26 protein-coding genes are annotated in these 23,067 nt (G+C 64.2%); 9 read left to right on the top strand and 17 right to left on the bottom strand.

Features of this window, described 5'->3' with window-relative positions:
* Positions 1–7: 7 nt before the first annotated feature.
* The 4 genes from Q0718_RS09080 to Q0718_RS09065 all read right to left on the bottom strand — a co-directional run bounded on the left by Q0718_RS09080 (position 8) and on the right by Q0718_RS09065 (position 2,307).
* Positions 8–346, bottom strand: coding sequence for an ArsC/Spx/MgsR family protein (locus Q0718_RS09080; protein WP_298916669.1), 339 nt, complete (start codon positions 344–346; stop codon positions 8–10).
* 14 nt (positions 347–360) lie between these two features.
* On the bottom strand, positions 361–1,200 hold the full coding sequence (locus Q0718_RS09075; protein ID WP_298916666.1) for an alpha/beta hydrolase: 840 nt from the start codon (positions 1,198–1,200) through the stop codon (positions 361–363).
* Between the two features lie 32 nt (positions 1,201–1,232).
* Positions 1,233–1,547 carry a YbjQ family protein gene (locus Q0718_RS09070; RefSeq protein WP_366523865.1) on the bottom strand — a complete coding sequence of 105 codons (315 nt, stop codon included), beginning with the start codon at positions 1,545–1,547 and terminating at the stop codon, positions 1,233–1,235.
* Between the two features lie 85 nt (positions 1,548–1,632).
* A complete protein-coding gene (locus tag Q0718_RS09065) occupies positions 1,633–2,307 on the bottom strand; it encodes a fasciclin domain-containing protein (protein ID WP_298916660.1) in 675 nt (224 codons plus the stop codon).
* 109 nt (positions 2,308–2,416) lie between these two features.
* Here Q0718_RS09065 and gshB point away from each other — a divergent pair, with 109 nt between their 5' ends.
* The 3 genes from gshB to Q0718_RS09050 all read left to right on the top strand — a co-directional run bounded on the left by gshB (position 2,417) and on the right by Q0718_RS09050 (position 5,119).
* Positions 2,417–3,388 (top strand): glutathione synthase, encoded by a 972-nt coding sequence (gene gshB / locus Q0718_RS09060; RefSeq protein ID WP_298916657.1) that lies wholly within the window; start codon positions 2,417–2,419, stop codon positions 3,386–3,388.
* Positions 3,389–3,499: 111 nt separating this feature from the next.
* Positions 3,500–4,861 (top strand): nucleotide disphospho-sugar-binding domain-containing protein, encoded by a 1,362-nt coding sequence (locus Q0718_RS09055; protein WP_298916654.1) that lies wholly within the window; start codon positions 3,500–3,502, stop codon positions 4,859–4,861.
* Positions 4,862–4,954: 93 nt separating this feature from the next.
* Positions 4,955–5,119, top strand: coding sequence for an entericidin A/B family lipoprotein (locus tag Q0718_RS09050; RefSeq protein ID WP_298916651.1), 165 nt, complete (start codon positions 4,955–4,957; stop codon positions 5,117–5,119).
* A gap of 78 nt (positions 5,120–5,197) precedes the next feature.
* Here the strand turns inward: Q0718_RS09050 and Q0718_RS09045 are convergent, their stop codons facing one another.
* Complete coding sequence (locus tag Q0718_RS09045) at positions 5,198–5,746, bottom strand: demethoxyubiquinone hydroxylase family protein (RefSeq protein ID WP_298916649.1); 549 nt, start codon at positions 5,744–5,746, stop codon at positions 5,198–5,200.
* Positions 5,743–6,285, bottom strand: a complete 543-nt coding sequence (locus tag Q0718_RS09040) for a disulfide bond formation protein B (RefSeq protein WP_298916646.1) — start codon at positions 6,283–6,285, stop codon at positions 5,743–5,745. Before Q0718_RS09040 ends, Q0718_RS09045 begins: the two co-directional genes overlap by 4 nt.
* A 168-nt stretch (positions 6,286–6,453) precedes the next feature.
* Here Q0718_RS09040 and Q0718_RS09035 point away from each other — a divergent pair, with 168 nt between their 5' ends.
* From Q0718_RS09035 to Q0718_RS09025, 3 genes are all read left to right on the top strand, one after another.
* A complete protein-coding gene (locus tag Q0718_RS09035; RefSeq protein ID WP_298916643.1) occupies positions 6,454–7,173 on the top strand; it encodes a helix-turn-helix domain-containing protein in 720 nt (239 codons plus the stop codon).
* Positions 7,174–7,238: 65 nt separating this feature from the next.
* Complete coding sequence (ispG, locus tag Q0718_RS09030; RefSeq protein ID WP_298916640.1) at positions 7,239–8,384, top strand: flavodoxin-dependent (E)-4-hydroxy-3-methylbut-2-enyl-diphosphate synthase; 1,146 nt, start codon at positions 7,239–7,241, stop codon at positions 8,382–8,384.
* 23 nt (positions 8,385–8,407) lie between these two features.
* Positions 8,408–9,508, top strand: a complete 1,101-nt coding sequence (locus tag Q0718_RS09025; protein WP_298916637.1) for an AGE family epimerase/isomerase — start codon at positions 8,408–8,410, stop codon at positions 9,506–9,508.
* Here the strand turns inward: Q0718_RS09025 and Q0718_RS09020 are convergent, their stop codons facing one another.
* The 3 genes from Q0718_RS09020 to Q0718_RS09010 all read right to left on the bottom strand — a co-directional run bounded on the left by Q0718_RS09020 (position 9,509) and on the right by Q0718_RS09010 (position 12,980).
* Positions 9,509–10,081, bottom strand: coding sequence for a hypothetical protein (locus Q0718_RS09020; RefSeq protein WP_298916634.1), 573 nt, complete (start codon positions 10,079–10,081; stop codon positions 9,509–9,511).
* Positions 10,082–10,149: 68 nt separating this feature from the next.
* The gene (locus Q0718_RS09015) at positions 10,150–12,093 is read right to left on the bottom strand and encodes a hypothetical protein (protein WP_298916631.1); all 1,944 of its coding nucleotides are present in this window, start codon (positions 12,091–12,093) and stop codon (positions 10,150–10,152) included.
* Positions 12,090–12,980: a hypothetical protein gene (locus tag Q0718_RS09010; protein ID WP_298916628.1), complete on the bottom strand. Its 891-nt coding sequence runs from the start codon at positions 12,978–12,980 to the stop codon at positions 12,090–12,092. The genes Q0718_RS09015 and Q0718_RS09010 overlap by 4 nt, the downstream gene beginning before the upstream one ends.
* Positions 12,981–13,089: 109 nt before the next feature.
* On the opposite strand from Q0718_RS09010, the gene Q0718_RS09005 reads away from it, so the two are divergent.
* Positions 13,090–13,527: a PA2169 family four-helix-bundle protein gene (locus Q0718_RS09005; protein WP_298916625.1), complete on the top strand. Its 438-nt coding sequence runs from the start codon at positions 13,090–13,092 to the stop codon at positions 13,525–13,527.
* A 48-nt stretch (positions 13,528–13,575) separates the two neighbouring features.
* Here Q0718_RS09005 and Q0718_RS09000 read toward each other — a convergent pair whose 3' ends face one another.
* Genes Q0718_RS09000 through Q0718_RS08975 form a run of 6 tightly spaced genes read right to left on the bottom strand, consistent with a single transcriptional unit; the run spans position 13,576 to position 19,272 of the window.
* Positions 13,576–13,833, bottom strand: coding sequence for a GIY-YIG nuclease family protein (locus Q0718_RS09000; RefSeq protein ID WP_298916622.1), 258 nt, complete (start codon positions 13,831–13,833; stop codon positions 13,576–13,578).
* A gap of 22 nt (positions 13,834–13,855) precedes the next feature.
* Positions 13,856–14,803, bottom strand: a complete 948-nt coding sequence (locus Q0718_RS08995) for a M28 family peptidase (protein ID WP_298916619.1) — start codon at positions 14,801–14,803, stop codon at positions 13,856–13,858.
* Positions 14,803–15,957: a membrane dipeptidase gene (locus tag Q0718_RS08990; RefSeq protein ID WP_298916616.1), complete on the bottom strand. Its 1,155-nt coding sequence runs from the start codon at positions 15,955–15,957 to the stop codon at positions 14,803–14,805. The genes Q0718_RS08995 and Q0718_RS08990 overlap by 1 nt, the downstream gene beginning before the upstream one ends.
* Positions 15,954–17,204 carry a cyanophycinase gene (locus Q0718_RS08985; RefSeq protein WP_298916613.1) on the bottom strand — a complete coding sequence of 417 codons (1,251 nt, stop codon included), beginning with the start codon at positions 17,202–17,204 and terminating at the stop codon, positions 15,954–15,956. Before Q0718_RS08985 ends, Q0718_RS08990 begins: the two co-directional genes overlap by 4 nt.
* Complete coding sequence (locus tag Q0718_RS08980) at positions 17,204–18,241, bottom strand: aromatic ring-hydroxylating dioxygenase subunit alpha (RefSeq protein ID WP_298916610.1); 1,038 nt, start codon at positions 18,239–18,241, stop codon at positions 17,204–17,206. The genes Q0718_RS08985 and Q0718_RS08980 overlap by 1 nt, the downstream gene beginning before the upstream one ends.
* Positions 18,238–19,272, bottom strand: coding sequence for a hypothetical protein (locus Q0718_RS08975; protein ID WP_298916604.1), 1,035 nt, complete (start codon positions 19,270–19,272; stop codon positions 18,238–18,240). The genes Q0718_RS08980 and Q0718_RS08975 overlap by 4 nt, the downstream gene beginning before the upstream one ends.
* On the opposite strand from Q0718_RS08975, the gene Q0718_RS08970 reads away from it, so the two are divergent.
* Together Q0718_RS08970 and Q0718_RS08965 are read left to right on the top strand one after the other, a co-directional pair.
* Entirely contained in the window at positions 19,271–20,116 is an 846-nt protein-coding gene (locus Q0718_RS08970) for a class II aldolase/adducin family protein (RefSeq protein WP_298916601.1), read from the top strand. The two genes, Q0718_RS08975 and Q0718_RS08970, sit on opposite strands and share 2 nt — an antisense overlap.
* 162 nt (positions 20,117–20,278) lie before the next feature.
* The gene (locus tag Q0718_RS08965; RefSeq protein WP_298916599.1) at positions 20,279–21,250 is read left to right on the top strand and encodes a formylglycine-generating enzyme family protein; all 972 of its coding nucleotides are present in this window, start codon (positions 20,279–20,281) and stop codon (positions 21,248–21,250) included.
* Between the two features lie 17 nt (positions 21,251–21,267).
* On the opposite strand, the gene Q0718_RS08960 is transcribed toward Q0718_RS08965, so the two are convergent.
* On the bottom strand, positions 21,268–22,260 hold the full coding sequence (locus Q0718_RS08960) for a hypothetical protein (protein ID WP_298916596.1): 993 nt from the start codon (positions 22,258–22,260) through the stop codon (positions 21,268–21,270).
* Positions 22,257–22,925, bottom strand: a complete 669-nt coding sequence (thiE, locus tag Q0718_RS08955; protein WP_298916594.1) for a thiamine phosphate synthase — start codon at positions 22,923–22,925, stop codon at positions 22,257–22,259. The genes Q0718_RS08960 and thiE overlap by 4 nt, the downstream gene beginning before the upstream one ends.
* Positions 22,926–23,067 lie beyond the last annotated feature (142 nt).

Here is a 23,067-nt window from a genome sequence, read left to right as displayed (position 1 = left end):
CTTCGCCTTAGAGCCAGGTCGATTTTGCGGTATCGTCCCATCCGACCGTGACGGTATCGCCGTCCATGATGGCAGGTCGTTTCAGCAAAGTCGGATGGGCTTCGATCAATTGCACGGCCTTGACGTTGTCGAGACCGGTCTTGGCGGGATCGTCCAATGCGCGCCATGTCGTGGACCGGCGGTTCAAGGCTTTTTCATAGCCGACCGCATCCACGATCGCGGCGATGTCCTGGGTATCGAGCGTGTCGGCTCGCACATCGACCAGCTCATAGCCCACACCAGCTGTGTCCATCTCCTTGCGGGCTTTGCGGCACGTGTCGCAGTTCTTCAGGGCGAAAACCTTCATGGCGGATCCTTTCGTCAGTGGCGCCCGGCGAGCCGGTCGATGAAGTCGCCGATCATGGCATAGACGGACGGACGGCTCGAGTCGTTGTGCATTTCGTGTTCCACACCCGAGAACATCTTGAATTCGGCTTGGGCCGCTTTCGCGAAATTGCGGCTGGCGTCGAAGTCTGTCAGCTGATCGCCTTCCGAATGATAGATGAGCAGGGGCAGGGACCAGCGTTCGGCATGCCGCGACAAGGCTTCTCCGTTTTCGACGAGACCGAGCGCCGTCCGCAAACCCATGCGGCCATGGGTCAGCGCATCGTTCTCATAGGCTTTCTGCTCCTGTGGCAGGGTGGAGATTTTGGCGCCGTCGATCGTTTGTTTCATGGACGCACGGGGCAGGACTTTGGCCACGCCGGCGATGATGGACCGCAAGACCGGCGAGACCGGATCCGCCAAGGCGATCAGCGGGGCCGACGCAATGATGCCGTCAACGCCCGGTTCCGGTCTCAGGCCGTGATCCAGAACGATCCCGCCGCCCATCGAATGGCCGAACAGGACGAGCGGGCCCTTGACGGGATCGTGCAGCTGCCGCGCGCGTGCCAACAGGGCCGACAGATCGTCCCGGAAATCGTCATAGCGCCGGGTGACGCCGCGCTTCCCGTCGCTGCGTCCATGACCGCGAAGATCCGCCGCAACGGTCTGGATGCCTCGCATCCCAAGATATTCGGCCATGGGCTGGTACCGGGCTGAATGTTCGCCGAAGCCGTGGACCAGAGCCAATGTGGCATGCGGCGTTTTCGCCTCCCAATGACGGGCTTGCAAGGTCGTGCCGTCCGCGGATGCGAGCTGGAACGTATGACAATCGTCCATCGAAATCCTTCAGGTCAGGTGCAGAGCGACCGCTATTCGACGACTACAGCCGTGCCGTAGGCATAGAGTTCCGATGCGCCGACCGTGACCGTGCTTGTCGTCATGCGGACCCCGACGACTGCATTCGCACCTTGCGACCGAGCGTCCGCGCTCATGCGGCGCAGCGCGTCGCGCCGGGCTTCGTCGATGAGTTCCGTATAGCCCCTTAACTCGCCGCCCACGATATTCTTGAGCCGAGCGGCGATGTCGCGACCGACATGTTTGGACCGGACGACATTGCCTTGCGCCAGACCGACATGACGTTTGATGGTCCGACCCGGAATCGTGTCCGTCGTGCTGAACAGGATCTTATCGCTCATAAGACTTTAAACGTGGCATGAAAAAACCCGCCCGGCAACGCCGGACGGGTTTGGTTTCTGCGCGGGTCCGTCCCTAGTATTCGCGGCCCAGGACGCCGTCGATGCCGTGGATGTAGCCGTTACGGAACTCATTGTCCGGCATGTCGACCGTGTAGGTGTAGCCGTTCCGGTCGGCGACTTTGATCGTGCCGTCCATGTCGACGAAACGGATCGGTTCGCCCGACAGCGTCATAACCTCGTAGGAGCCGCCATTGCTTTGGAGTTTCTTGACCAGATCGGCACTGCTGATACGGCCCTCGACGGTGTGGTATTTCAACGTGTCGGCCAACTGCGCCTGGCTCAGGCCCGACAGATCCATGCCTGAAAACGCGGCATTGTTCGGGGCGAACACCGTGTATTCGACATCGCCGTCGAAGGTGTCGGCCAGGCCGGCCGTGCCGATGGCGCCGTAAACGGTGGAATAATCAGTCATGTAGGGGCTAGCCATGGCAATCGTATCGTTCTTGCGGACGACTCGCGCGGCGACGGCCGTGTCCGGTGTCGTCGTCGTCGCATCGAAGCGATCATCGTCATTGATGCCGAACGTTTGGGCATCGGACAGTTCGATGTCGGATTCCACGGTTGTGGTCGCAAACTGATCGTCATCATTGACGCCAACCTGCATGCTGTCGTCCGTCGTGGTCGTCGAGCAAGCGGCGAGAAAGATAGCGGCGACTGCGGCCGATCCGAGTTTAAGATGTCCCATCATGATGATCTCCTTTGAGGTTTAGGCAGGCGGCGGGGATATGCGCTCAACGGGGCAATATGTGATTGGGTTCCGCTTGCGCGCCTGAACGCTCTGCGGCAAAGCGCCCGCCATGGCCCCAAACCCGCAGCTTCGCGTCGCTTTTCAGATGGATCCGATGGTAGCGGTGGACATCGAAGGCGACACCAGTTTCGCTCTGGCGCTGGAAGCCCAAGCCCGTGGCGCGACGCTCTTCGAATACGCACCCCATCACCTTGTCTACGACGAAGGCCGGATCATTGCGCATGCGCGGCCGATGCGCTTGCGCGACCAGGCGGGCGACCATGTGGATTTCGACGCACGCAGGCCGATTGATCTGGCCGAAGACATCGATGTCGTCTGGATGCGGCAGGATCCCCCTTTCGACATGGCCTACATCACGGCGGCGCATTTGCTCGAAAGGCTGGAAGGCCGGACATTGGTCGCCAACGACCCGCAATGGGTCCGATCGCTGCCGGAAAAGATCGTGCCGCTGGACTATGCGCATTTGATGCCCCCGACGATGATTGCGCGTGACAAGGCGTCCATCGATGCGTTTCGCGACCGCCACGGCGATATCATCCTGAAACCGCTCTACGGAAACGGCGGAGCCGGGATTTTCCGGGTGAAGCCCGATGATGCCAATTATTCCGCCTTGCTCGAGACATTCTTCGCGCTCAGCCGCGAACCGATCATCGCACAGGCTTTCCTGCCCGAAGTCAGCGCGGGCGACAAACGCATCCTGATCGTGGATGGAGACATCGCAGGCGGCTTCAACCGTGTTCCGCAGGAAGGCGAAACACGTTCCAACATGCATGTGGGCGGTTCGGCCCAGCCCGTCGAATTGACGCAAGCCGACATCGCCATCGCCGAAGAACTCGGCCCCATGCTGCGAGCGCGCGGACAGATTCTGGTCGGGATCGACGTCATCGCCGGACACCTGACCGAAATAAACCTGACCAGCCCGACAGGAATCCACGAGCTACGACGCTTCACGGGCGTCGATGCCGCCATTCTGTGCTGGGATGCGATCGAACGGCGTCTCTTCGGCGGCAAAGACTCCTGACCCGAAACCGGTTTTCGCCCGGCGTGAAAATATCACGCATCATTTCAGTGATTTGAGATAAGGTTTCACATCTGTGCCGGAATGTCGCGGCCGGTCATGCGTATAGAGCACATGGCTACACTCGCGCTCGTCACCTTGCCCTTGTCCGGACATTTGCGCCCCATGCTGGCGACAGCGCGCGCCTTGCGCGCCGCCGGCCATCAGCCGGTCATCATCGGCCCGGCGGATCTGACAGCGCGGGTTCCCAATGACGTCGAAACCCGAACCGTTGGGGTGACCGACCTGGGGCCGGGCCGGCTCGACACGATATGCGAATGCCTGTCCCGAATGGGCTCGCTGTCGGATGTTCGCCAGATGTTTTCGGCGGTCGCCATCTTATCGAAATTCTATCTCGATAATCTGCCAGACGCAGTGGAGGATTTGCAAGCGTCGGCCATCCTTCACGACCAGTTGGAGCCTGCTGCCGGTATCGTGGCGCGCGGCTTGGCCATGCGGAGCGGTCTAGCCCATATCAGCCTGGCCTGCGCCCTGCCGATGAACCGCGATCCCAGCGTGCCGCCGCCTTTCATGGGCTGGCGCTATCGGCGAGGGCGGTTCGGTGCCTGGCTGAACGGCGGCTACTACAATGTCGTCAACTGGCTTTTGTCCGAACAGGGACGGATCCTGGAAGCGGGTGCGGAGCGTTTCGGTCTCCTGAAGAAACCCGGTCTCGAAGATTGGCAGCGGGCCTGGTCCGTGGATGACGGCCTCTCCCGAACGACGGACCTCGCGCAAGGACTGGCCAGTTTGGATTTCCCACGCGAGCGCCCGCCGACCTATCTCGGTCCGTTTCGCGAGGCGGAGCGCCACTATCCGGGTCTGGACGCCATCGCGATGGAGCGGGACGGACGTCCGCTCGCCTTCATATCGCTCGGTACGTTGATGGGCGGCCGCTCGCCGGTGCTTGCCGCCATGGCGCGCGCGGCCACGGCGCGCGGTCTGCAGCCGGTGGTCGTTCATGGCGGGCGTCTGAATGCGGAGACCGCGGCCATGCCGCGCGGGACGATCCTGCGCGACTTCCTCGACCAGCGCGATATCCTGTCCGAAGCGGAAGCGGCGATCATTCATGGGGGCTATAATTCGACAACGGATGCCGTCGCGGCCGGGGTACCGGTCGTCACCGTGCCGCAGGCGTTCGAACAGGGCGCGATCGCCGCGCGCGTCGAGCGCGCCGGGCTGGGCCGTACGGTCGGTCTGTTCGGGCCGAGCCTGTCGCAGCGCATACAGCTCGCGCTGGGCGATGTGCTGAGTTCTAAAGCAGTGGCCCAGGCGGTCAGGCGGACGCGTTTCGAAGCGATGGCGGCACCGGGCCTTGGCGGCCTTGTCGCGGCCGTGGACGGCGTCTTGTCCGACCGGACACCAACGCAGCCGTTGCGCGAGAACGTTCACCAATCCGGACGCTGGCCGATGCTGATCGGACAGCCTGCCGAATGAGGGCGCGCAACTTGTCAGGAACCGGCCTGCGTCATTCTGCGTTTCTTACGCGACCCATCAAAGGATGGGCCAAGCAAATTTCGGGAGATCGCCATGAAGCGCGAAGAATTGAAAACATCCATCGATAAAAAAGGCCTTGGTATCGCCGGTTTGATCCTTGCGGCGACCCTGTCGCTTGCCGCTTGCAATACGGTCGAAGGTGTCGGCGAAGATGTCGAAAGCACCGGCGAAGCCATGCAAGACGCTGCAAGGAATTAGGTTTTACAGTTCTAAAACTCCAACTCTGAAGTTCTTGGCCGCTTCCCTGAAAGGGGAAGCGGCCTTTTTATGCCGTCTTCAGACCCGCTCCGTAATGCGGATGGCGGCATGGCAACCGGCCCGGATGACGCGGGATAGCACGGCGTAGCCCGGTGCGTCGTGCGCGCCGCCCTCGATCGCCGTATCCCGGTGATGAAGTTCGTCTTCGCGAAACTCCCGGAAAGTCGCGGCGAGTTCCGGCTCGGCTTCGGCGATTTCCTCAGCCTGGTCGCCGTAATGACCTTCGATGACCGATTCGACCGCTTCGGTACAGGCATGCGCGGCCTTCTCGCCCATCAGGGCCGTTACGACCCCCAATCCGTATCCAGCCACATTCCAGATCGGTGTCATGGCCGTCGGGCGCACTTCGCGTTCGACCAATAAACGATCAAAGGCATCGAGATGCTTTTGTTCCTCGGCTTCCATTTCTGCCAGCTGCGCGGCGATCGGCGCAGTCGCCGGGCTGCGTCCGAACACGGCCTGCTGTCCGCGATAGATGGCGACGGCCCCATATTCGCCTGCATGATCCACACGGAGCATTTCGGCAACGCGGCGGCGCGCGCCGGCATTCTTGAGGCGAGGTTTCATGACCGGGCCTTCCCGAAACCGAGTTTCCAAGTGCCGAGCACGCCCAGAAGGGACGCCAAGGCATTCCAACCGGCCATCGAAATGCCAAGAAGCGACCAAGCGACATCAGAACAGGCGATGGGACCGACCGGTTTGTCGAGCATGGAGAGCGGGTCGTTCGGATCGATCGCACCCAATTCGCCGACTTCGACCGCGGCGCAAGCCTGCGGACCCTCCCACAGGCCCAATTCGACGCCGACATGGAACGCGCCGAGACCGGCCGAGAACAGGAGGAGGGCGATCAGCAATAACGGGCCAAGCCACTTCGGCAATCCTCGTCCGCGCCCTTCCGGCCCCTCGCCAAAAGCCGCGCGTGCGAGAATGACCGCGACGGCAACGGCGATGACGGCGATATGGGCTTGGCGCTGCCAATAGCACATGATGCAAGGCGCATAGCCTAGAACGTATTGGAAGAACCAAGCGCCGCAGAGCAGGGCCAGCGACAGGAGCCCGGCAAACAGGGCGGCACGGGCGTCGGAATGGCGGAGTAGCGGTTTCACGTTTGACCGTATAGGGTGCGGGGTCGTACCTGTCAGGCTTTGATTGCGGTTCATATCCGGATAGTATGTGGACGCGACGGGCTGCTGTGTCCGCTTGGTCGTCCCTGCAACAATCGTTAACGATCCGGCGTTAAAGCAATCTGGATCCACCTTTCACCGAAAGCCGTCATGGCCCCGACCAAAAGGACACGTCCGGACGCGCTTCCGCTTGGCGCCCGTTTGCGCTCGCAACGACAGGCCATGAATCTGTCCCTGGAAGAAGCATCCGGGCGCAGCGGGGTGCGAAGCGAATTCCTGCTGGCGCTGGAACAGCATGATCTCGATGCCCTGCCGACTGTCGGATACGGTCTGGGCTATGTCCGCGCCTATGCCCGCGTCCTGGGTCTGGACACGGATCAAGCAGTGGCGGACTTCAAGCGCGACAGCGCCGTGCCGTTCGACCTCGACAGGCCCGACCAGCCTCACTTCGTCCCGAAAACGCGAGTGCGCCTGCCGCGTGGATCCATCCCGGCACTAGGCGTCGTGGTCGCTGTCGTCATGCTGGGCACCTGGTACGGCGTCCAGCTGGAAACAGCCGCCGCACCGTCGACCGACACGGTCGGTTCCGATCCATCCAATGTCGCGAGTGCCGCGCCTTTGCCAGACACCGTGCTGACAGTCCGCGCCACCGCTCCGAGCTGGGTGAGCATTCAAGACCCGCGCGGGCGCCGGATCGTCAACCGCGTCTTCGTCACGGGTGAGAGCTGGCAGATGGACCGGGGACAGCCTTATGTTCTGGATGTCCGCGACTCCGGCGCGGTGGAGCTTCTCATCGGCGAGCGAAGCCTCGGTCCGTTGGGAACACCCGGCACGCCCATGAACGATATCGATTTGTCCGCGATCCGCTAGATACCGCTCGAGCCCAGCCGCCACTTCGCCTTTAAACCGTCACGCGCTTGGGCTAAGGCGGCCCCATGAGCGCCCAGCCCACCTCCCTGCAAGCCGTCCGCCCCTGGCGGACCATCGAACGCCGTCCATGCCGCAAGATCCGCGTGGGCAATGTCGAAGTCGGGGGCGATGCACCCATCGCCGTGCAAAGCATGACAAATACGCTGACCCACGATGTCGAGGCGACGGTGGCGCAGATCAGGCGGCTGGAAGATGTCGGTGCGGACATTGTGCGCGTTTCGGTCCCCGACCCCGAAAGCAGCGCCGCCCTGCGAAGCATCGTGGATCAGGTCGCAGTCCCGCTCGTGGCCGATATCCATTTCCACTATAAACGCGGCGTCGAAGCGGCCGATAACGGCGCGGCCTGTCTGCGCATCAATCCCGGCAATATCGGCGGGCGCGACCGGGTCCGCGAAGTCGTTGCGGCGGCGCGCGCGAATGGCTGTTCGATCCGGATCGGCGTCAATGGCGGGTCGCTTGAACGCGACCTGTTGGAAAAATATGGCGAACCCTGCCCCGAAGCCATGGTCGAAAGCGCGTTGATGCATGCCCGGATGCTCGACGATGAAGGCTTCCACGAATACAAGATCAGCGTGAAGGCATCCGACGTCTTCCTGACGGTCGCCGCCTATCACCAGCTGGCCGAAGCCACCGACGCGCCGCTGCACTTGGGTGTGACCGAAGCCGGCGGGCAGCGCATCGGCACGGTCAAGTCATCCATCGGCATGGGTAATCTGCTCTGGGCCGGGATCGGCGATACGATTCGCGTTTCCCTCTCGACCGAGCCGGAGGAGGAAATCCGCGTCGGCTTCGACATGCTGAAATCCCTCGGCTTGCGCACGCGCGGCGTGAACATCATTTCCTGCCCCTCCTGCGCACGGCAGGGTTTCGACGTCATCAGGACGGTGCAGACACTGGAAGAGCGCCTGTCCCACATCAGCGAACCGATCAGCCTGTCCATAATCGGCTGCGTCGTGAACGGCCCGGGCGAGGCCATGTTCACCGATGTCGGCTTCACCGGTGGATCGGCTGGCTACGGCATGATGTATCATGCCGGCAAGAAGACCGGGAAGACCGACAACGACGTGATGGTGGACGACATCGTCGCCGCAGTCGAAGAGCGTGCCGCGCTGCTGCGCGCCGAACGGGACGGCCTCATCGCGGCGGAGTAGGGGCCGTTTCCGATCCTGACATCATGGCTTTGGCGGACAGCGCTGCGAAACTCCGTGTCTGGCTGGTCGGAACAGCGCTTCCCGTCTGGGCCGAACGCGCTCGATTCCCCGACGGTTCCTGGGTCGAACATCTCACCCTCGACGGAACACCCGACCGGCAGGCCGAACGCCGCTGGCGGGTAATGGCGCGCCAGACCGTCGCCTATGCCCAAGCCGCGCAAGCCGGATGGTATGACGGCGCAGAGATCGCACGACGCAGCTTCGAGTCTTATTGGACGAAAGGCTGGACAGGAACGCATATCGTGCACCGGATCATGCCGGACGGTACGGTATCGGACGACCGCCCCGATCTATACGATCATGCCTTCGGTCTACTGGCCTGCGCGCACATGCTGTCTCTGAGCGGAGACGAGGCTTACCGAAGCCATGCGGACGACATTCTGGGATGGATTGCGACGCAGAGCCATCCGGCCGGCGGCTGGAGGGAGGGCGATGTGGTGCCGCACCCGCGCCGCCAGAACCCGCACATGCATCTGCTGGAAGCCTCGCTGGCTTTGCACCAGGCGGACGGCAATCCGGATGACCTGTCCATTGCGCATGAAGTCGTCCGTCTATTCGGGCGGCACTTCCTGCGAGAGGGCATGATCGGCGAATATTTCGAGGATGACTGGTCTCCCCACGATCGGCGCGGCGACGTCGTCGAACCGGGGCACTCAGCGGAGTGGGTCTGGCTTCTGACCCGGTACGACCATGTAGCCGGAACGGACCATGGGTCCGCCTGCCGCGCCCTTTACGACCACGCCTTCAGGCACCGCCTTGCAACGCTTTTCGACGAAGAACGCCGCGATGGGGAGATCGTCCGGGAAACGACTCGCTTGTGGGTTCACATGGAAGCCGTGAAGGCCCATCTATCCATGGCCGAGCGTGGCTGGCCCGGAAGCTCTGCAATGGCCGCTGCAAGCTTGGATGCACTGCTCGGGCCTGTCCTGCGGCCTGACGGAACTTGGGTGGATAGGCACAATGCGTGCGGTGCGGTCGTGTCCGACATGATACCGACGAGTACGCTCTACCATATCGTGGGGACGGCGGTGGAGGCGCAGAGAGTCGTCGATTCCTTGCGCTGACTAAGGCTCGGCCATCACGTCGACGCGAATGAAGGCCAGATCCATGTTCTGGCTCCGCCCCAGACGTCCGGGAAAGACGGCGACCAGGTCCACATTCTCTTCGGCGTCGGTCGCGGGCGGGCTGAATTCGAAGCTGTAGTCCGCCCATTCCGGCCCGAGTTCGAAATTCGTCCAGTCCGACGGTCCCGCTTCCAGCGGCACATAGGCCGCCATGAACGTCCGCAAGGGATCGACGGCGCTCGATCGGGCGCGGAACGTCATGCGCAGCCGCTTGCCCGCGAAGACCCGTTCCAGTGACGGGCCGAGCGTAGCGAAAACACCGATGGATGGTGGTTCCACATCGATAGGGACATGTTGGGACAGCCGCACATAACCGCCGTCGTCCGACACATATTGCGCGTCTGAACCCGGCGAGACCGTCAGCTTGTCGAGGTCGGTTCCTGAAAGACTCCAGCCGTTCCGGGCGATCTGCTCGTCGGGCAAGGCCGCGCCGCCTCCGAACAACATGGCGATGGCCACAATGGCTGCGACCAGACAGATCGCCAGAGGATAGAAGAGGCTGTCCCGGAACATGAGCGGGCGTTAGCACGTTTCCGCAACCGTTCCAGCGCCGCGCCGTGACGATTAGGTAAGCGTTGCCTTCAAATCAGGAACAGAACCGCCCGTTCGTCGGCCCGGTCGAGCAGGGCGCGGCCCAGCATGCCGGTCAGATCTTCGGCGAAACGTTCCGATGCCTGACCATCCCAGGCCGTGCGCACGGCCTGGACAAGCTCCGGGCGTTGTTTGGCGATGGCTTGGTCGATGCGCTTCTCCGTCAGGATCTGGCGCGCCATGAGCGGAACTTTGGCGCTGCGAAACCGCCCGGACAGCGCGCGTTTGCCGTATAGATAGCTGCCGCCCGCGACGGCACCGCCGATCAGGATTCCCAGAGGGTTCATCAGCAAAGGCGCGAACAGATTGGCGTGGGCGAGCAAGGCGCTGACCAGGATTGCGGCCAGTGTCGTGCCGAGCAGGGCCGTGTCCGTTTCCAAATGGCCGATGGACGGCGCGGTCAGGGACAGCCCTTCCAGATGTTGGCTGACATGGCGCGAGTCGTCCAGACTCAGCACCATGGCGGGCAGGCCGTGCTCGCGGCAGAGCGGGTCGGTGACAGTCTCGATCTCGCGCTGGAGGCCCGCGAACCAGCGCCCGATCACGGGCTTGAGCTTGGCTTGTGCCGTGTCCGAGCGCAGCCAGTCGGCGACCGACCGGGTCAGTTCGACTTCGACCTCGTCCAGCGAGGCGATGTTGCCGGACCGCCAATTGCGGAAAGCCGGCTTGATGCAGTCTTCCGTCAGACCGTCCACCAAGGCGGGTGCGAGCGTTTCACCCAGTGTTTTCGCAGCTTCGACTGCGCGCTCGGTGATGGCACCGCCGGGCTCCAGCACATGTCCGACTTCGGTCTTGAAACTGGCATGCAGGAACTCGAACCGTCCCAACCAAGCCAGGCCGCGCGCAATGGCGAATTCCGGTTCGGCCCCGCGAATGACCCGGGCCTTCGGAAAGGCCTTTTTTGTGGCGGGCAGCACGAGCGGCAGGCGCGACGCGCCCCCCGTCAGCAACACCGTATCGGGATCGCGCCCGCCGAGCTGGTCGATGGTTTCCCGCAAGGCATAGTCGAAGGCGTCCTGCCAGCTATAGCCGCTCAACGCGTCGAGCGGTTTGGACAGGATCGCTTCGGCATCCATCTTGTCGATCCTGATCTCGAACAGGACGCCTCCGCCCAGATCCGTCTTGATAGGCAAGCGCCGGATCATCTCGACCGGCTTGTCCTCGCCGGTGAAATAGGCCTCCTTCGCTTCCCGGCACCAATATTCGAGAATGGGCCGGTAGGACGGGTGGCTCTTCAGCAGCGTCTCGATCCGGTCGCGTTGCGGCTGTCTCGCCAGGTTCAAGTCGAAGATTTCCGTATCGAGTAGCCCGGAGCCGAGAATGTTGTGCCCGACATCGTCGGCAGCGAGATCCCGGCAATAGGTGAAATCGGATGTCGAGCTGCCGATATCGACGATCAACACGGAAGCGCGCGCATCGTCCATCGACAGATAGCCCTGTTCCAGCGCCGTCATCAGTGCGGCGCGGGATTCGGACACGATGCGCGCCTGTTTCAAACCTGCGGCCTGAACGAACAGATCCCGATATTGCTCCCGCACATCCTGCGGCCAACCGGAGGGGCAACCGATCACGAAGCGACTGACATTCGGGCCGCGCATCGAACCGTCTTCCGTCAGACCCGCAATCAGGGTCTTCGTGAACAGGGTCAGCGGTTCGCGGACATCCCTGTCGGCAAGGTCGGGGGATTTGAATTTCGCCCAGACTTTCGCCTCCGAGAGCGTCAGGGACTCCGCTCCGATCTTGACCGTCGGCTTGGTCTTTCCTTCCTTCGATACAGCCGTGACGAGGCTGCGCGTTCCGCGATATTCCAGAATCTCCGGCTCGGCATGACCTTGCGCGAAGGCGCGCGCCAGCGCCGTTTCGCCGTGACCCAGATCGAAGCCGATGAACTCCACATCCTTGTCGGACCCTTGTCTTTCAGGCTGGCCGCTCATCCGCGTCGCACCCAGACCGTACCGCGCCGCACGACGCGCCCGTCATCCGTGACGAGCGCCGGGGCGGCTGTTTCCATATCAGAGCCGCTTGTTGAATTCGCGGGGACGGGCAACCGGTCGAACCAGTTCGCCGTGTCTTCGGAATAATCGACCTGCCGCAAGCCAGCCCCCTCGATCAAGGTCGGCAGTTCGCGACGCGACAGTTCCAGCGCGAAGGCCGGGTCGTCCGCGCGGCCTGCTTCTAGCAGACCTTGCAACAGCGCCGTCAGTCTCGCATCGTCGCGCCAGTGGTTTTCCGGCATTGGGGCGGATAGCCGCAAAAGGATGTAATCAGCCGTTTTCAGCGCATCTGTGACCTGCCCGATGAGTCCGGCCTGGTCGAGTCGCACCACGGCGGAGGCCCGGCGCATTCGACCCGCCGCATCTTCGATGCCGACAGGTTTGGGCCAGAATGGCAAGCGCGACAGGTTGAGCGTGGCCATGGCGTGAAGCCCGGCCAGGCCCACCGCCCCCCAGACCGCAAGGCCGACCCCTTGTATCAGCCCGGCAGCGCCGAGCAGCGCCGCACCGCCATAGAAGAGAGACGGCCGGAGTTTGATGGTGAAGCCGGGCTTTCGGGCGACTTCGTCCCAGACGACGTCGGCATGGCTTGCCCGGTCGATCAGACCTGTGCCCGATTTGACGATTTCGACCAGCCATTGTCCCGCGCGCTGCAGGGCGGGATCGGTCGTTGAGCGGGCGTAGCGCGACGCCGTGCGGTCGAGCACGCGCCGCACCGCGCCGACGGCTTCGGCGGGCGTATCGTCGTCGGCCAGGCGCAGATCGCCGACTTCGCGGGCGAAGTGCTGCGACAGGGACAGGCTCGGGGGTTGCGGGTTGTCGGACACAGGCGCGATGTCGGGACGCGGGCCGAACCTGTCAAGCGCAATGGAACGGCGGCCCCGGACCGGCGTTGATCGATCGGAGCTTGCAACGGACCAATATAGGAGACAGTCCATGACCAAAGATATCGACATTCTCAACGATGTGACGAAAGTGTTGATCGATAGCCATAAGGGCTACGAGACTTGCGTGGAGGTGTCCGACGACAGCTACGCGCTGCAAAGCAATTTCCGCGAACGCGCCGAACGCCGCGCCGGACTCATCCGGGAGTTTCAGGCCGAAGTGCAGAAACTGGGCGGCGCGCCGTCCACGGCCGGGTCCGTCGCCGGTGCCGCGCACCGCGCCTGGACGTCGTTTACGACGCTGTTCGCCGACGACGAAAAAGCCGCGATCGAGGCGATCGACGATGGCGAGGAGTTCCTGGCCGACAAGATCGAGGACGTGCTGAAAGACGAAGCGCTGCAACCGCGCACGCGCGAATTGCTGCAGAAGGCGCATGCCGATGCCCGCGAAGGCGAGCGTTTCGCCGACGCGCTGGACAATGCGCTCTAGATCGACCCCGTATTCTTGAGATCGGGCCGCTCCCCGGAGCGGCCCTTTTCATGCCTGCAGGAGCGCCAGCTTATCAGGGCGCCGCATCTGTTTGATGGCGTATTCGCGCTTTGAGGCCGTTGACCGGCACGGGGCCGGTTCGGACCAGACCATTGCGACGGGTCGCCGCGCACGCGTATACTTCGCTCCGCGCCCTGAATTGTGGGCCGCCAGCCGGGCGTTCGCATCACGCGCGATCCCCGTATAGAGCGTGCCGTCGGCGCAGCGTAGCATATAGACGGTCCATGACGGTTTCTGGGCAGCCATAGGGCTTCGTGACGCGAAGACGTTAAGGGACGGTTTCGGCCTTGGGCCGCGCCAGAGCGTCCAGATTCTCGTCCAGTGCCCGCGCCGTATTCACGGCCAGCTGCACGGCCGCATGGTAGGTGTCCAGCGGGATGGTTTCGAACGTATCCGTCGTCTTGTGATAATGCGCATGGTCGGCAACGCCCAGATAGACGAACGGGATCCCGACCGTATGGAAGGCGGCATGGTCGGAGGCCATGGACCAATCGTCGGGCCCGTCTTCGGGCCGGTCGTTGCCGAATGTCAGCCTCAGGGGAATCCCGTCTGCCGCCGCTTCCACGACCGGGCGCAAGGCCGGTGTGTGGTGGCTGCCCGACATGTAGATTTGGCCGTCTTCGTTCTGGGCGATCATGTCGAGATTCATGGCGACGCGCGGTCTGTCATCGACGCGGGCTGCAACATATTCATAAGCACCCGCCAAACCGAACTCCTCCGTGTCGAGCCAGACGACGTTGATGTCGTGTTCGGGCGGATCTTGCGTGAAATCCTTCAGGATCGCTAACAGCGCGCCGACGCCGGAGGCATTGTCGTCCGCGCCGTTGTAGATTTCTCCGTCTTCCGTCATGCCGATATGGTCGAAATGGGCCATGACCTCCAACACGGGGCCGCCCGGCTCGCGGCCCGGCAAGGTCGTGATCAGGTTCGTTCCTGTGACCTCGAAGGTTTCACCGTCCCGGGTCACGGTGCGTGTGAAAGCCTGTTCCTCTGGCATCAGGCCGCCGTTTAGCGCGGCTGCCTGTGCGGCAATGTAAGCCCGGGCGCGGGCATTGGCCTGCGTGCCCCAAAGGCGGCCCTCCATGTCGTCTGCGGACAGAGCCCGCATCACTTCGGTCGCCAGCGCGAGATCGGCGGTGGAGGCCTCTTTCGTCATCGTTTGCCCCGACGAACATGCAGCGAGAAAGAGGGCGGAGGCGAGGAGAAGTTGTTTCATTACGGCAGGCTTTCTTCGAAGAAACGACGGACATTTCCGCCCATGACGGCGCGGATGTCGGACTCCGACAGTCCCGCTTCGATCAGTTGATGGGTGATGACGGCCAGTTGCGATGTGTCGAACGCGGTCGCGACGGTGCCGTCATAGTCGGAGCCGAGCGCGACGGCCTTCACACCCATCAGGTCGATGGCCTTGACGATAGCATTGGCGATCCCGCCGGGCGTGATATCGCAGACTGCGCCTTCGAAATAGCCGATCCCGACGATGCCGCCGCGCTGCGCGATGCGCCGCAGCAGCGCGTCCGGCAGGTTGCGCTGCCGGCTGGCGACACAGTCGTCGCGCATGCCGCCATGGCTGATGAAGACCGGCCCGCCTTCGGGCATGTCCAGCACGTCGCGGCTGACGGCCTCGGAGGCGTGGGCCAGGTCCACCGCGATGTCGAGGCGCCACATCTCCCGCACCGCTTCGACGCCGAACTCCGTCAGCCCCGCTCCGCTCTGGCCGTGCAACGAGCCGCCCAGTTCGTTGTCGAAGAAGTGTTGCAGCCCCATGGCGCGGTAGCCTTCGTCGAACAGGCGCCGGACGTTGGCCACGTCGCCTTCCAGCGGATGCGCGCCTTCGGTCAGCAGCAGGCCGACCAGCGTGCCGTCCGGTTGGTCCAGGTCGGCGGCGGTGCGCGCGATGACCAGATCGTTCGCCGGGTCGGCTTCGTAACGGGCCAGTCGCTGCGCCTGGAAGACGGCGCGTTCGTAGACGCTTTGCCAGGTGCGCGGCGGCCAGAGCTGGGCGAGCGCGACCAAGGTGATGTCGTCCGGGGCGTCGGCCGCGTTCTCCGCGAAGTTCAATCCGCGCGGGGACTTCGTGACGGCGGAGAAGACCTGGAGGTCCACTCCGCCTTCGCGCAAGCGCGGCAGGTCCACATGCCCGCGATCCTGGCGTTTCGACGCATCGCGCCGCCACATCAGGCTGTCGGCGTGCAGGTCGGCGACATAGAGCGTGTCGTGCAGCTTTTGCGCCGCCTCGCCCACCTCGTAGGGTCCGAGATCCGCGACCGGGTTCATCCGCGCATCCGTTCCGGGCACGAAGACCAGTTGCAGCCAGGCGAAGGCCGCGACCAGAAGGACGGCCGATCCGATCAGGATCTTCTTGATCATTGCGTTTCCTCGGTCTTTCCGTCGATGGCGACTCGCACCGGTTCGAACCCGAACTCCGCCGCGCGGATTGTGTAACGGCCCGGCCCGCCGTCCGGCGGGCGCCCCCAATATCCGGACGAGGCGTCCGACTGGCGGAATCGGTAGCGCAGCCCGGTGCCCGACATGTCGAAACTGATGCGATCCGCGACCCGGCTCCCGCTATTGTCCAGCAGGCCCTCGCCGAGCAGGTCGGCGAGCGTTTCTCGTGGAAATGCCAGCCCGCCGCCGCCAGGGCGCGGGCGCTCGGCATATTCATGACCGAGCGTGGCGGTCTTCCAACCGGCGGGCACCGGCGCCAAGCCGTCCGCGTCGAGCCGGTCTCCGCCGGACGCCAAGTGCAGCAGGACGCCGCGCGCCCGGAGCCCCGGCACGGGGCCGGCCGGCTCGAACCGCGCGTAGCGGGCATCGACGATCGTGACGTAGCCGCGTCCGACGATGCGGTGGCGTCCATCGGGCGGGGCGACCAGCGCGGTGCCTTCGTCGATGCCGACTCCGATCCTGCGCGAAGGCTCTTCGAGCTGGGCCAGGGCGGCGACGAGCCGCCCCAAGCGCGCCCGTTCGCCGAAATGCTGGTCCACGATCCCGGGCGCGAAGACCCCCAAACCCGGTGAGAGGCGGACCGGTTCGCCGTCGGTCGCGCCCGTCAGGGCGGTGAAGCTGTCGCCCTGGACGATCATCGGATCGGAAAGGACCGCCGCGCCCGCGCTCGTGCCCCCGACGGCCGCGCTGTCCCGATGCGCCGCCAGGATCGCGCTTAGCGCGGGCGTCGCCCGGCCGTCCGGGCGCAGCAAGGCCGTCGTCCGGGATTGGTCGCCGCCCGTGAACCAGATGGCGGAAGCCGAGCGCAACAGGCCCGCTATTTCCGGATCGGTCGCGTTGGCCGCCCACAGGGACTCGTCCGTGTCCGGCGTCGAGGGATCGTCCATCACGGCCAGGGGCGCGACACGGACCGCATCGGGGTCGGCGCCGTGGCGGATCAGCGCGTCGCGCGCGGAACCGCCCGATTCCGAAGGCCGTCCGGACGCCGACAGCACGATCACGACGGGGCCGTCGCCTTCCGCCGCCCGGACGAAGGCGCCCCAGACGTCCGCATTGGCGGCATCGACGCCGCCGCCCGCGATGACGAGCGTTCCGTCGGCGGCGCGGGCCGGGGCGGACAGGGCGGCGCAGACGGCCAGTCCCGCGAAGAGGCGCCCATAGCGCTCCATCAGCTCCGCCAGCGCAAGGTGCGCGCCTTGACGGGGTTCTCGAATGGCTCGCCCGTCTCGTTGGACCGCGCCCAGCTTTTCTTCAGCTGGTGGTACCATTTGGCCTGCGTGTCGGAATCCTCGATCAGCATCAGGCTCGGATCGAAGCGCAGGCCTTGCGCCTGCAGGTCCACCATCTCGGCGTCCTGGCGCAGGAAGGCTTTCGCCCCGAGGCCCAGAATGGGGGAGAGCAATTTGAACAGGCCATGGTCGGTGAAGAAAAGCTGGCGGATGCGGGTGTGCCCCTCGTCCTCGGGCGTCACGGCCGTGAAGCTCAGCACGGTTCTGTCGCCGACCGTGATATGTTCCGTGCGGATGCCGGGCAGCTGGAAGGTGATCTCCGTGGCTGGTTTTCCGCCCAGCAGCTTGTAGGCGGCGGAGTTGGAGGACGGCGCATGGCGCGCCATGGCGAAACCGCGCTCGCGCGGCTCGAACGCCTTGGCCTTTTCGTGCATGGAGCCTTGGCTGCGCCACCACCACTGTTTGTGCACATAGGGGCCGTGAGCCGGATCCATCAGGCCGATCACGGCGTGATCGACGTGGCAATTCAGCCGGATCCCGTCGTCGATGACGGGCTTTGTGTCCACCAGCGGAAAGGCCGGGGGCGGGAAGGGCGGCTCGCCCGCGAAACGCTTGTCCGAACCGATCCAGACCCATAGCAGATGGCCGGTCCGCGCCACGGGAAAGGTCCGCACCCTGATCTTTTCGGGTTCGACCGCGCTGTCGGCCGTCAGCGCCGGGATCTCCGTGCAGCGCCCATCCCGCGTATCGAACACCCAGCCGTGATAGGGGCATTCCACCCCGCCGCTCTTCAGGCAGCCAGCGGAGAAGGGCGCGGCGCGGTGCGGGCAGATGTCGCGCATGGCGAAATGGGTGCCGTCCTCTCGGCGACCGATGCAGATCGGCTCGCCTGCAATGACGACGCGGTGCAGCCCGGATTTCGGAATGTCCTGCGTCGCAGCGGCGAAGTACCAGATGTCGTAGACGAAACCGGTCATGGTCGGGGGTCTTCCGCAAAACCCGGCCCGTCGAACCGGTAGATGATGGTGTGGCGATAAACTTCGCCGGGCAACAGGATCATGCCTGGCTCACCGGGGGCGTATTGCGGGCTGAGACCGAGTGCGGCTCGGGGCGAGAGGCGCCGGGCCCTACCTAGATCTTCACCCGTCCAGATCCTGACGCCGGGATAGTCCGATAGCAGTGTCATCGTTCTCAGACCGTCCGTCAGGCGCACCATGGGGCGTATGCCCTCGCCCGGAGCGACAAGGTCGAAATCGAGCGGCTCGGTTCCGACCGGCCGGGCCGCACGGAGATCGAACGGCGTGTTTTCGACCGGCCTCGTCTCGCCGTCTGTCAGGAATTGATCCGTCGGCGATTGCAGGGTCAGCTCGTCGATCGGTACACCAGACAGGCCGGCCACATTCCAGTGACCTTGCTGGGTCAGCGCAATGGGCGTCGGACGGTCGGTGATGGCCAACAGCCGCACATGCAGTTCCCGGTCCGTCAGCCATGTCCGGATCGTCAGGTCCAGATGGCCGGTGTCGGGTGGTCTGCCGACTGGAACAGTATGCCGGAAAATCAGCGTCTCGCCATCGTGGTCCGTTTCCCAAACCGCAGCCCTGTAACGATCCGACAGTCCGGATGGAGCATCATCGCTGACCGGCGCGGCCTCGCCGGTCGGATCGGCCTGTTCAGCCAATGGGAGCGACAGCTCCCGCCGTCCGACGAGCGACCCCAGACCGGGGTGATCCCCGGCATAGTCGCGCGGCGCGGCGAAGCCGGCAAGAACCTGCGTGCCGTCGGGCAGCCTTACCGATTGCAGATGCGCCCCATCCGCGATCCAGGTTGCACTCAATCCTGACCGTGATGTCTGGACGATCGGTTCCAAGGGACCCGGCGGCGCCTGTTCGTTCGGCACCACAACGTCGTTCGTGACGCCCTTGCCGGAGGGCGCCTTGTCGGCGCAGCCGGTTTGGGTCATGATGACGGCCACACAGAACAGACAGAAAACAGACAGAGGTTTGCCCATGAACGCCCCTACCAATAGCGATCGCATCCAACAAGCGATGGAACGGGCTCCGGGCTTCGATATACCGGACCCGGCGGCAGTCGCCCGGCTGGAAGGCCAGGTCTCCGGCGTCGAATGGCGGATCCGCAAGGATCTGGCGGCGCTATACCGCCTTATCGCCCTGCATGGCTGGAGCGATCTGGTGTTCACCCATATTTCCGCACGGTTGCCGGACGAAGAAGGCGAACATCGGTTCCTCATCAACCCTTACGGCGTGATGTTCGACGAGATGACGGCCAGCGCGCTTGTCAAGATCGACGAAAAGGGCGGCATCAAGCAGGACACGCCCTACTTCATCAATCCGGCCGGGTTCACCATCCATTCCGCCGTCCACATGGCGCGCGACGATGCCGCCTTCGTCATCCATGTCCATACGGCCAACGGCATGGCCGTCTCCGCCCAGAAACAAGGCCTCATGCGGCTGACCCAGATGGCGATGCAGGTTTATGACGATCTGGCCTATCACGACTATGAAGGCATCGCCCTGGACCTGGACGAGCGCGAGCGCATCGTCGCCGATCTCGGGAGCAAGAGCCTTCTGATGTTGCGCAACCACGGCACGCTGACACTGGGGCCGAGCGCAGGCACGGCGTTCCTGCGGACCTATTTCCTGGAAAATGCCTGTCGCGTGCAGATCCTGGCGCAGGCTGCCGGCGACGGCAACCTGATCGAAGAGCCAGAGGAAATGGGCAACAAGGTCTACAGCCAAGGCGCGGCCGCCTTCATGCCGGGCATGGGCGACAATCTCGTCTGGCCGGGTCTGATGCGCAAGCTCGCGCGCACCAATCCAGGATACGATCACTAGCGGCTGCATTCAGTCAACTGCGATTGGTGTTTCGTTAACGCTGGCGGGTTTAGCCTGTTGCGACTAAGGGCGTTTCAAGGTTTGGGGAGCCGGGATCTCGGGAGCGGACACGCGGTGGAGAAATACGTGGGATTTGGTCTCGTAAAAGCGGGCAGCTTAGCCGTGACGGCCGTCGCGGGCATGGCCGGTATCGGCATGTCGGCCGGTTCGCCGGATGTGGCGATGGCCCAATCTTCCGGGCCTCACATCAATGCCATCGACGACCGGCCCGCCGCTCGCCTGCGACGGGCACGCGACATGGAAACCGCGGCTCCGAGTGCGACCCAAGGCTTGGCCCCGACCCTCCAACCTCAAACGCCGCAATTGCAGATGCCGGTCGCGGCCGCCCGTCCCAAGGGTGCGCCCGAAATGGTCGTCATTCCGCCCGGCACATTCATGATGGGCAGCCCGCTTCACCAGAGAAAGCGCGACCGTAATGAAGGCCCGCAAGTTTCCATCACGATCGATCGCCCGTTCGAAATAGGTCGCTACGAAGTCACCTTCGACGAATGGAATAAGTGTGTGAAAGGCGGAGGTTGCAGGAGATACCGTCCCGACGACAATGGCTGGGGCCGCGGCAAGCGCCCGGTGACGAACATCAGCTACAACGACGCGCAGAGCTATATCGAATGGCTGAACAAGAAGACGGGCCTGACCTATCGCCTGCCGTCCGAGGCCGAATGGGAATATGTCGCCCGGGCGGGCCAGCCCTTGCCGTTCTCCACGCCAACGGGACGCGGCATCAGCGCCCTGGAAGCCAATTTCAACGGCAAGTTCCCTTACGGCCCCGGCACCATCGAGGGTGAATATAAGCGCCAGACCGTCCCGGTCGGCAGCTATCCCGCCAACAGTTTTGGCGTCCACGACATTCACGGCAACGTCTATGAATTCGTGTCCGACTGCTACGTGGCCGGTCATGCGGGCCATCCCGGCGACGGCTCGCCCCGCCGCGACGGCAATTGCGACGCCCGCATCATCCGCGGCGGCTCCTGGGTGACCCATGGCTACCAGATGCGCGCCGCCAAACGCCTGCGCTACACGATGGACCATCGCTACGACGATTTCGGGTTCCGGCTGGCCAGAACCATCGACTGACACCCTGAAGGTGAAGTTCAGCGCTTGGATGCCTGAGCGTCCAGACGTGACCGGGCCGCCTGCAGTATGTCGGCCTGCACATTGGCTTCCAAACGTTCGCGCAGCACCGCGCGGTCCTGCTGGTAGTCGTCCACCGTGCTCTCGCCGGATTTCAGAAGCCAGTAATAGGCCTCTTCAAAATCCTGCGCCACGCCTTCGCCTTTCGCCAGGGTGAAGGCGTAGAGGAACATGCCTTCCGTGTCGCCGCCTTCGGCCGAACGCCGGAACAGGTCGGCGGCCAGGGCTTCGTCACGCTCGACCCCGGCGCCCTGATAGACCAGCAGGCCGTAATCGGCCTGGGCGGCGGCATGGCCCGCCCGCGCGGCCCGACCCAGCCAATGGGCGGCGCGTTCCTCGTCCGGGCGGATTTCGAAGGTCTGGGCATACATCAGCCCGGCGGCGTAGGCGGCTTCGGCGTGTCCGGCTTCGGCGGCCTGCTCGTAGAGTTCCAATGCCTTGGCGGGATCGCTATCCAGATAGGTGTCGGCCAGCTGCTTGGTCGCGTCGCTGTCGAAGGAAGCGCTGGCGCGCGCGAGCATGTCGCGTTCGCCGTCCACGCTCGGCTTAACACCGCGCCCGGTGCGGTTCATCTCCGCCAGAGCCCGCGTGGCGTCCGTGCGCCCGGCGTCCGACGCCCGCAGAAGATAGGCATAGGCGTCGGCATCGGTCAGCCCGGCTTCTCCCGCCAATCCCATTTCGCCTAAGGCGACAAGGGCGTCCGGGTGGCTGCGCGCGGCCCCCATTTCATAAAAGCGGCGCGCCTGCGCCAGATCGGTCCGGCCGGTCTCGCCCTTGCGCAGGATATGCCCCACGAGCACGGCGGCATCCGAGCTGCCCGCGTCCGCCGCGCTCGTGCCGAGGCGTAGGGCGCGGTCGACCTCGCCGGACCGATAGGCCGCCAACGCCGTTTCGAAATCCGCCGTGGCCTGGACGGGCGATGTTGTCGGGGCGTTGGCGTGAGCGGCGTTCAACCCCGGCTGAAGTCCGCACAGAGCGAGGATAGCCGCCGCACAGACGATTCTGCCCCGTCCGGCCAGTCCCAGACGCCCGACGACACCGCGATGAAATCCGCGCCCGCCGCGATGACGTCCTTGGCTTTGTCCGGCGTGATCCCGCCGATCGCCACGACCGGTGTTTCCATGGCATCGTGCCACCATGTCAGTATCTCCATGTCCGCGCGGGCTTTGGGCTCTTTCGTGGGCGTGTCGAAGAACGCTCCGAAAGCCACATAGTCCGCGCCGGCGCTCGCCGCGTCAAAGGCAAGCTGTTTCGAATTGTGGCAGGTGACGCCGATAATGGCATCCCCGCCCAGCAGTTCGCGCGATGACAAATAGTCCATATCGTCTTGTCCGACATGCACCCCGTCCGCGCCGACCGCATCGACCAGGTCCGGCCGGTCGTTCAGTATGACCGTCGTGCCCAATCGCTGAGCCATGGCGCAGATAGGCGTCGCGGCCTGAACGAGTGCTGAATCGTCAAGGTCCTTGATGCGGATCTGCAGGCAGGCGACAGGGGCGGCGGAGAGAGCGGATTGGAGGATAGGGAGGAATGCGTCCACATCGTCGATGACGGGCGGGGTGATCAGGTAGAGCTGGCAGCGGGGGTCTTTGGGTGTCTTACGGGGAGAGTCGGGCATGGAAGCAAGATGGCACATACCTGTCATCCCGGCCAAGCCCGAAGGGCGCAGAGCCGGGACCTGACTGAAAGCAGGACCGCCGGCGGACTCCATTGCGTTGGGTCCCGGCTCGGCGCGGCTGCGCCGCTTGGCCGGGATGACG

Origin of the sequence: uncultured Algimonas sp. (genome assembly GCF_947498175.1) — a bacterium.
GTDB lineage: Bacteria > Pseudomonadota > Alphaproteobacteria > Caulobacterales > Maricaulaceae > Litorimonas.
The sequence above is the reverse complement of the archived record's forward strand: the minus strand, read 5'-3'. Positions and strand labels throughout refer to the sequence as shown.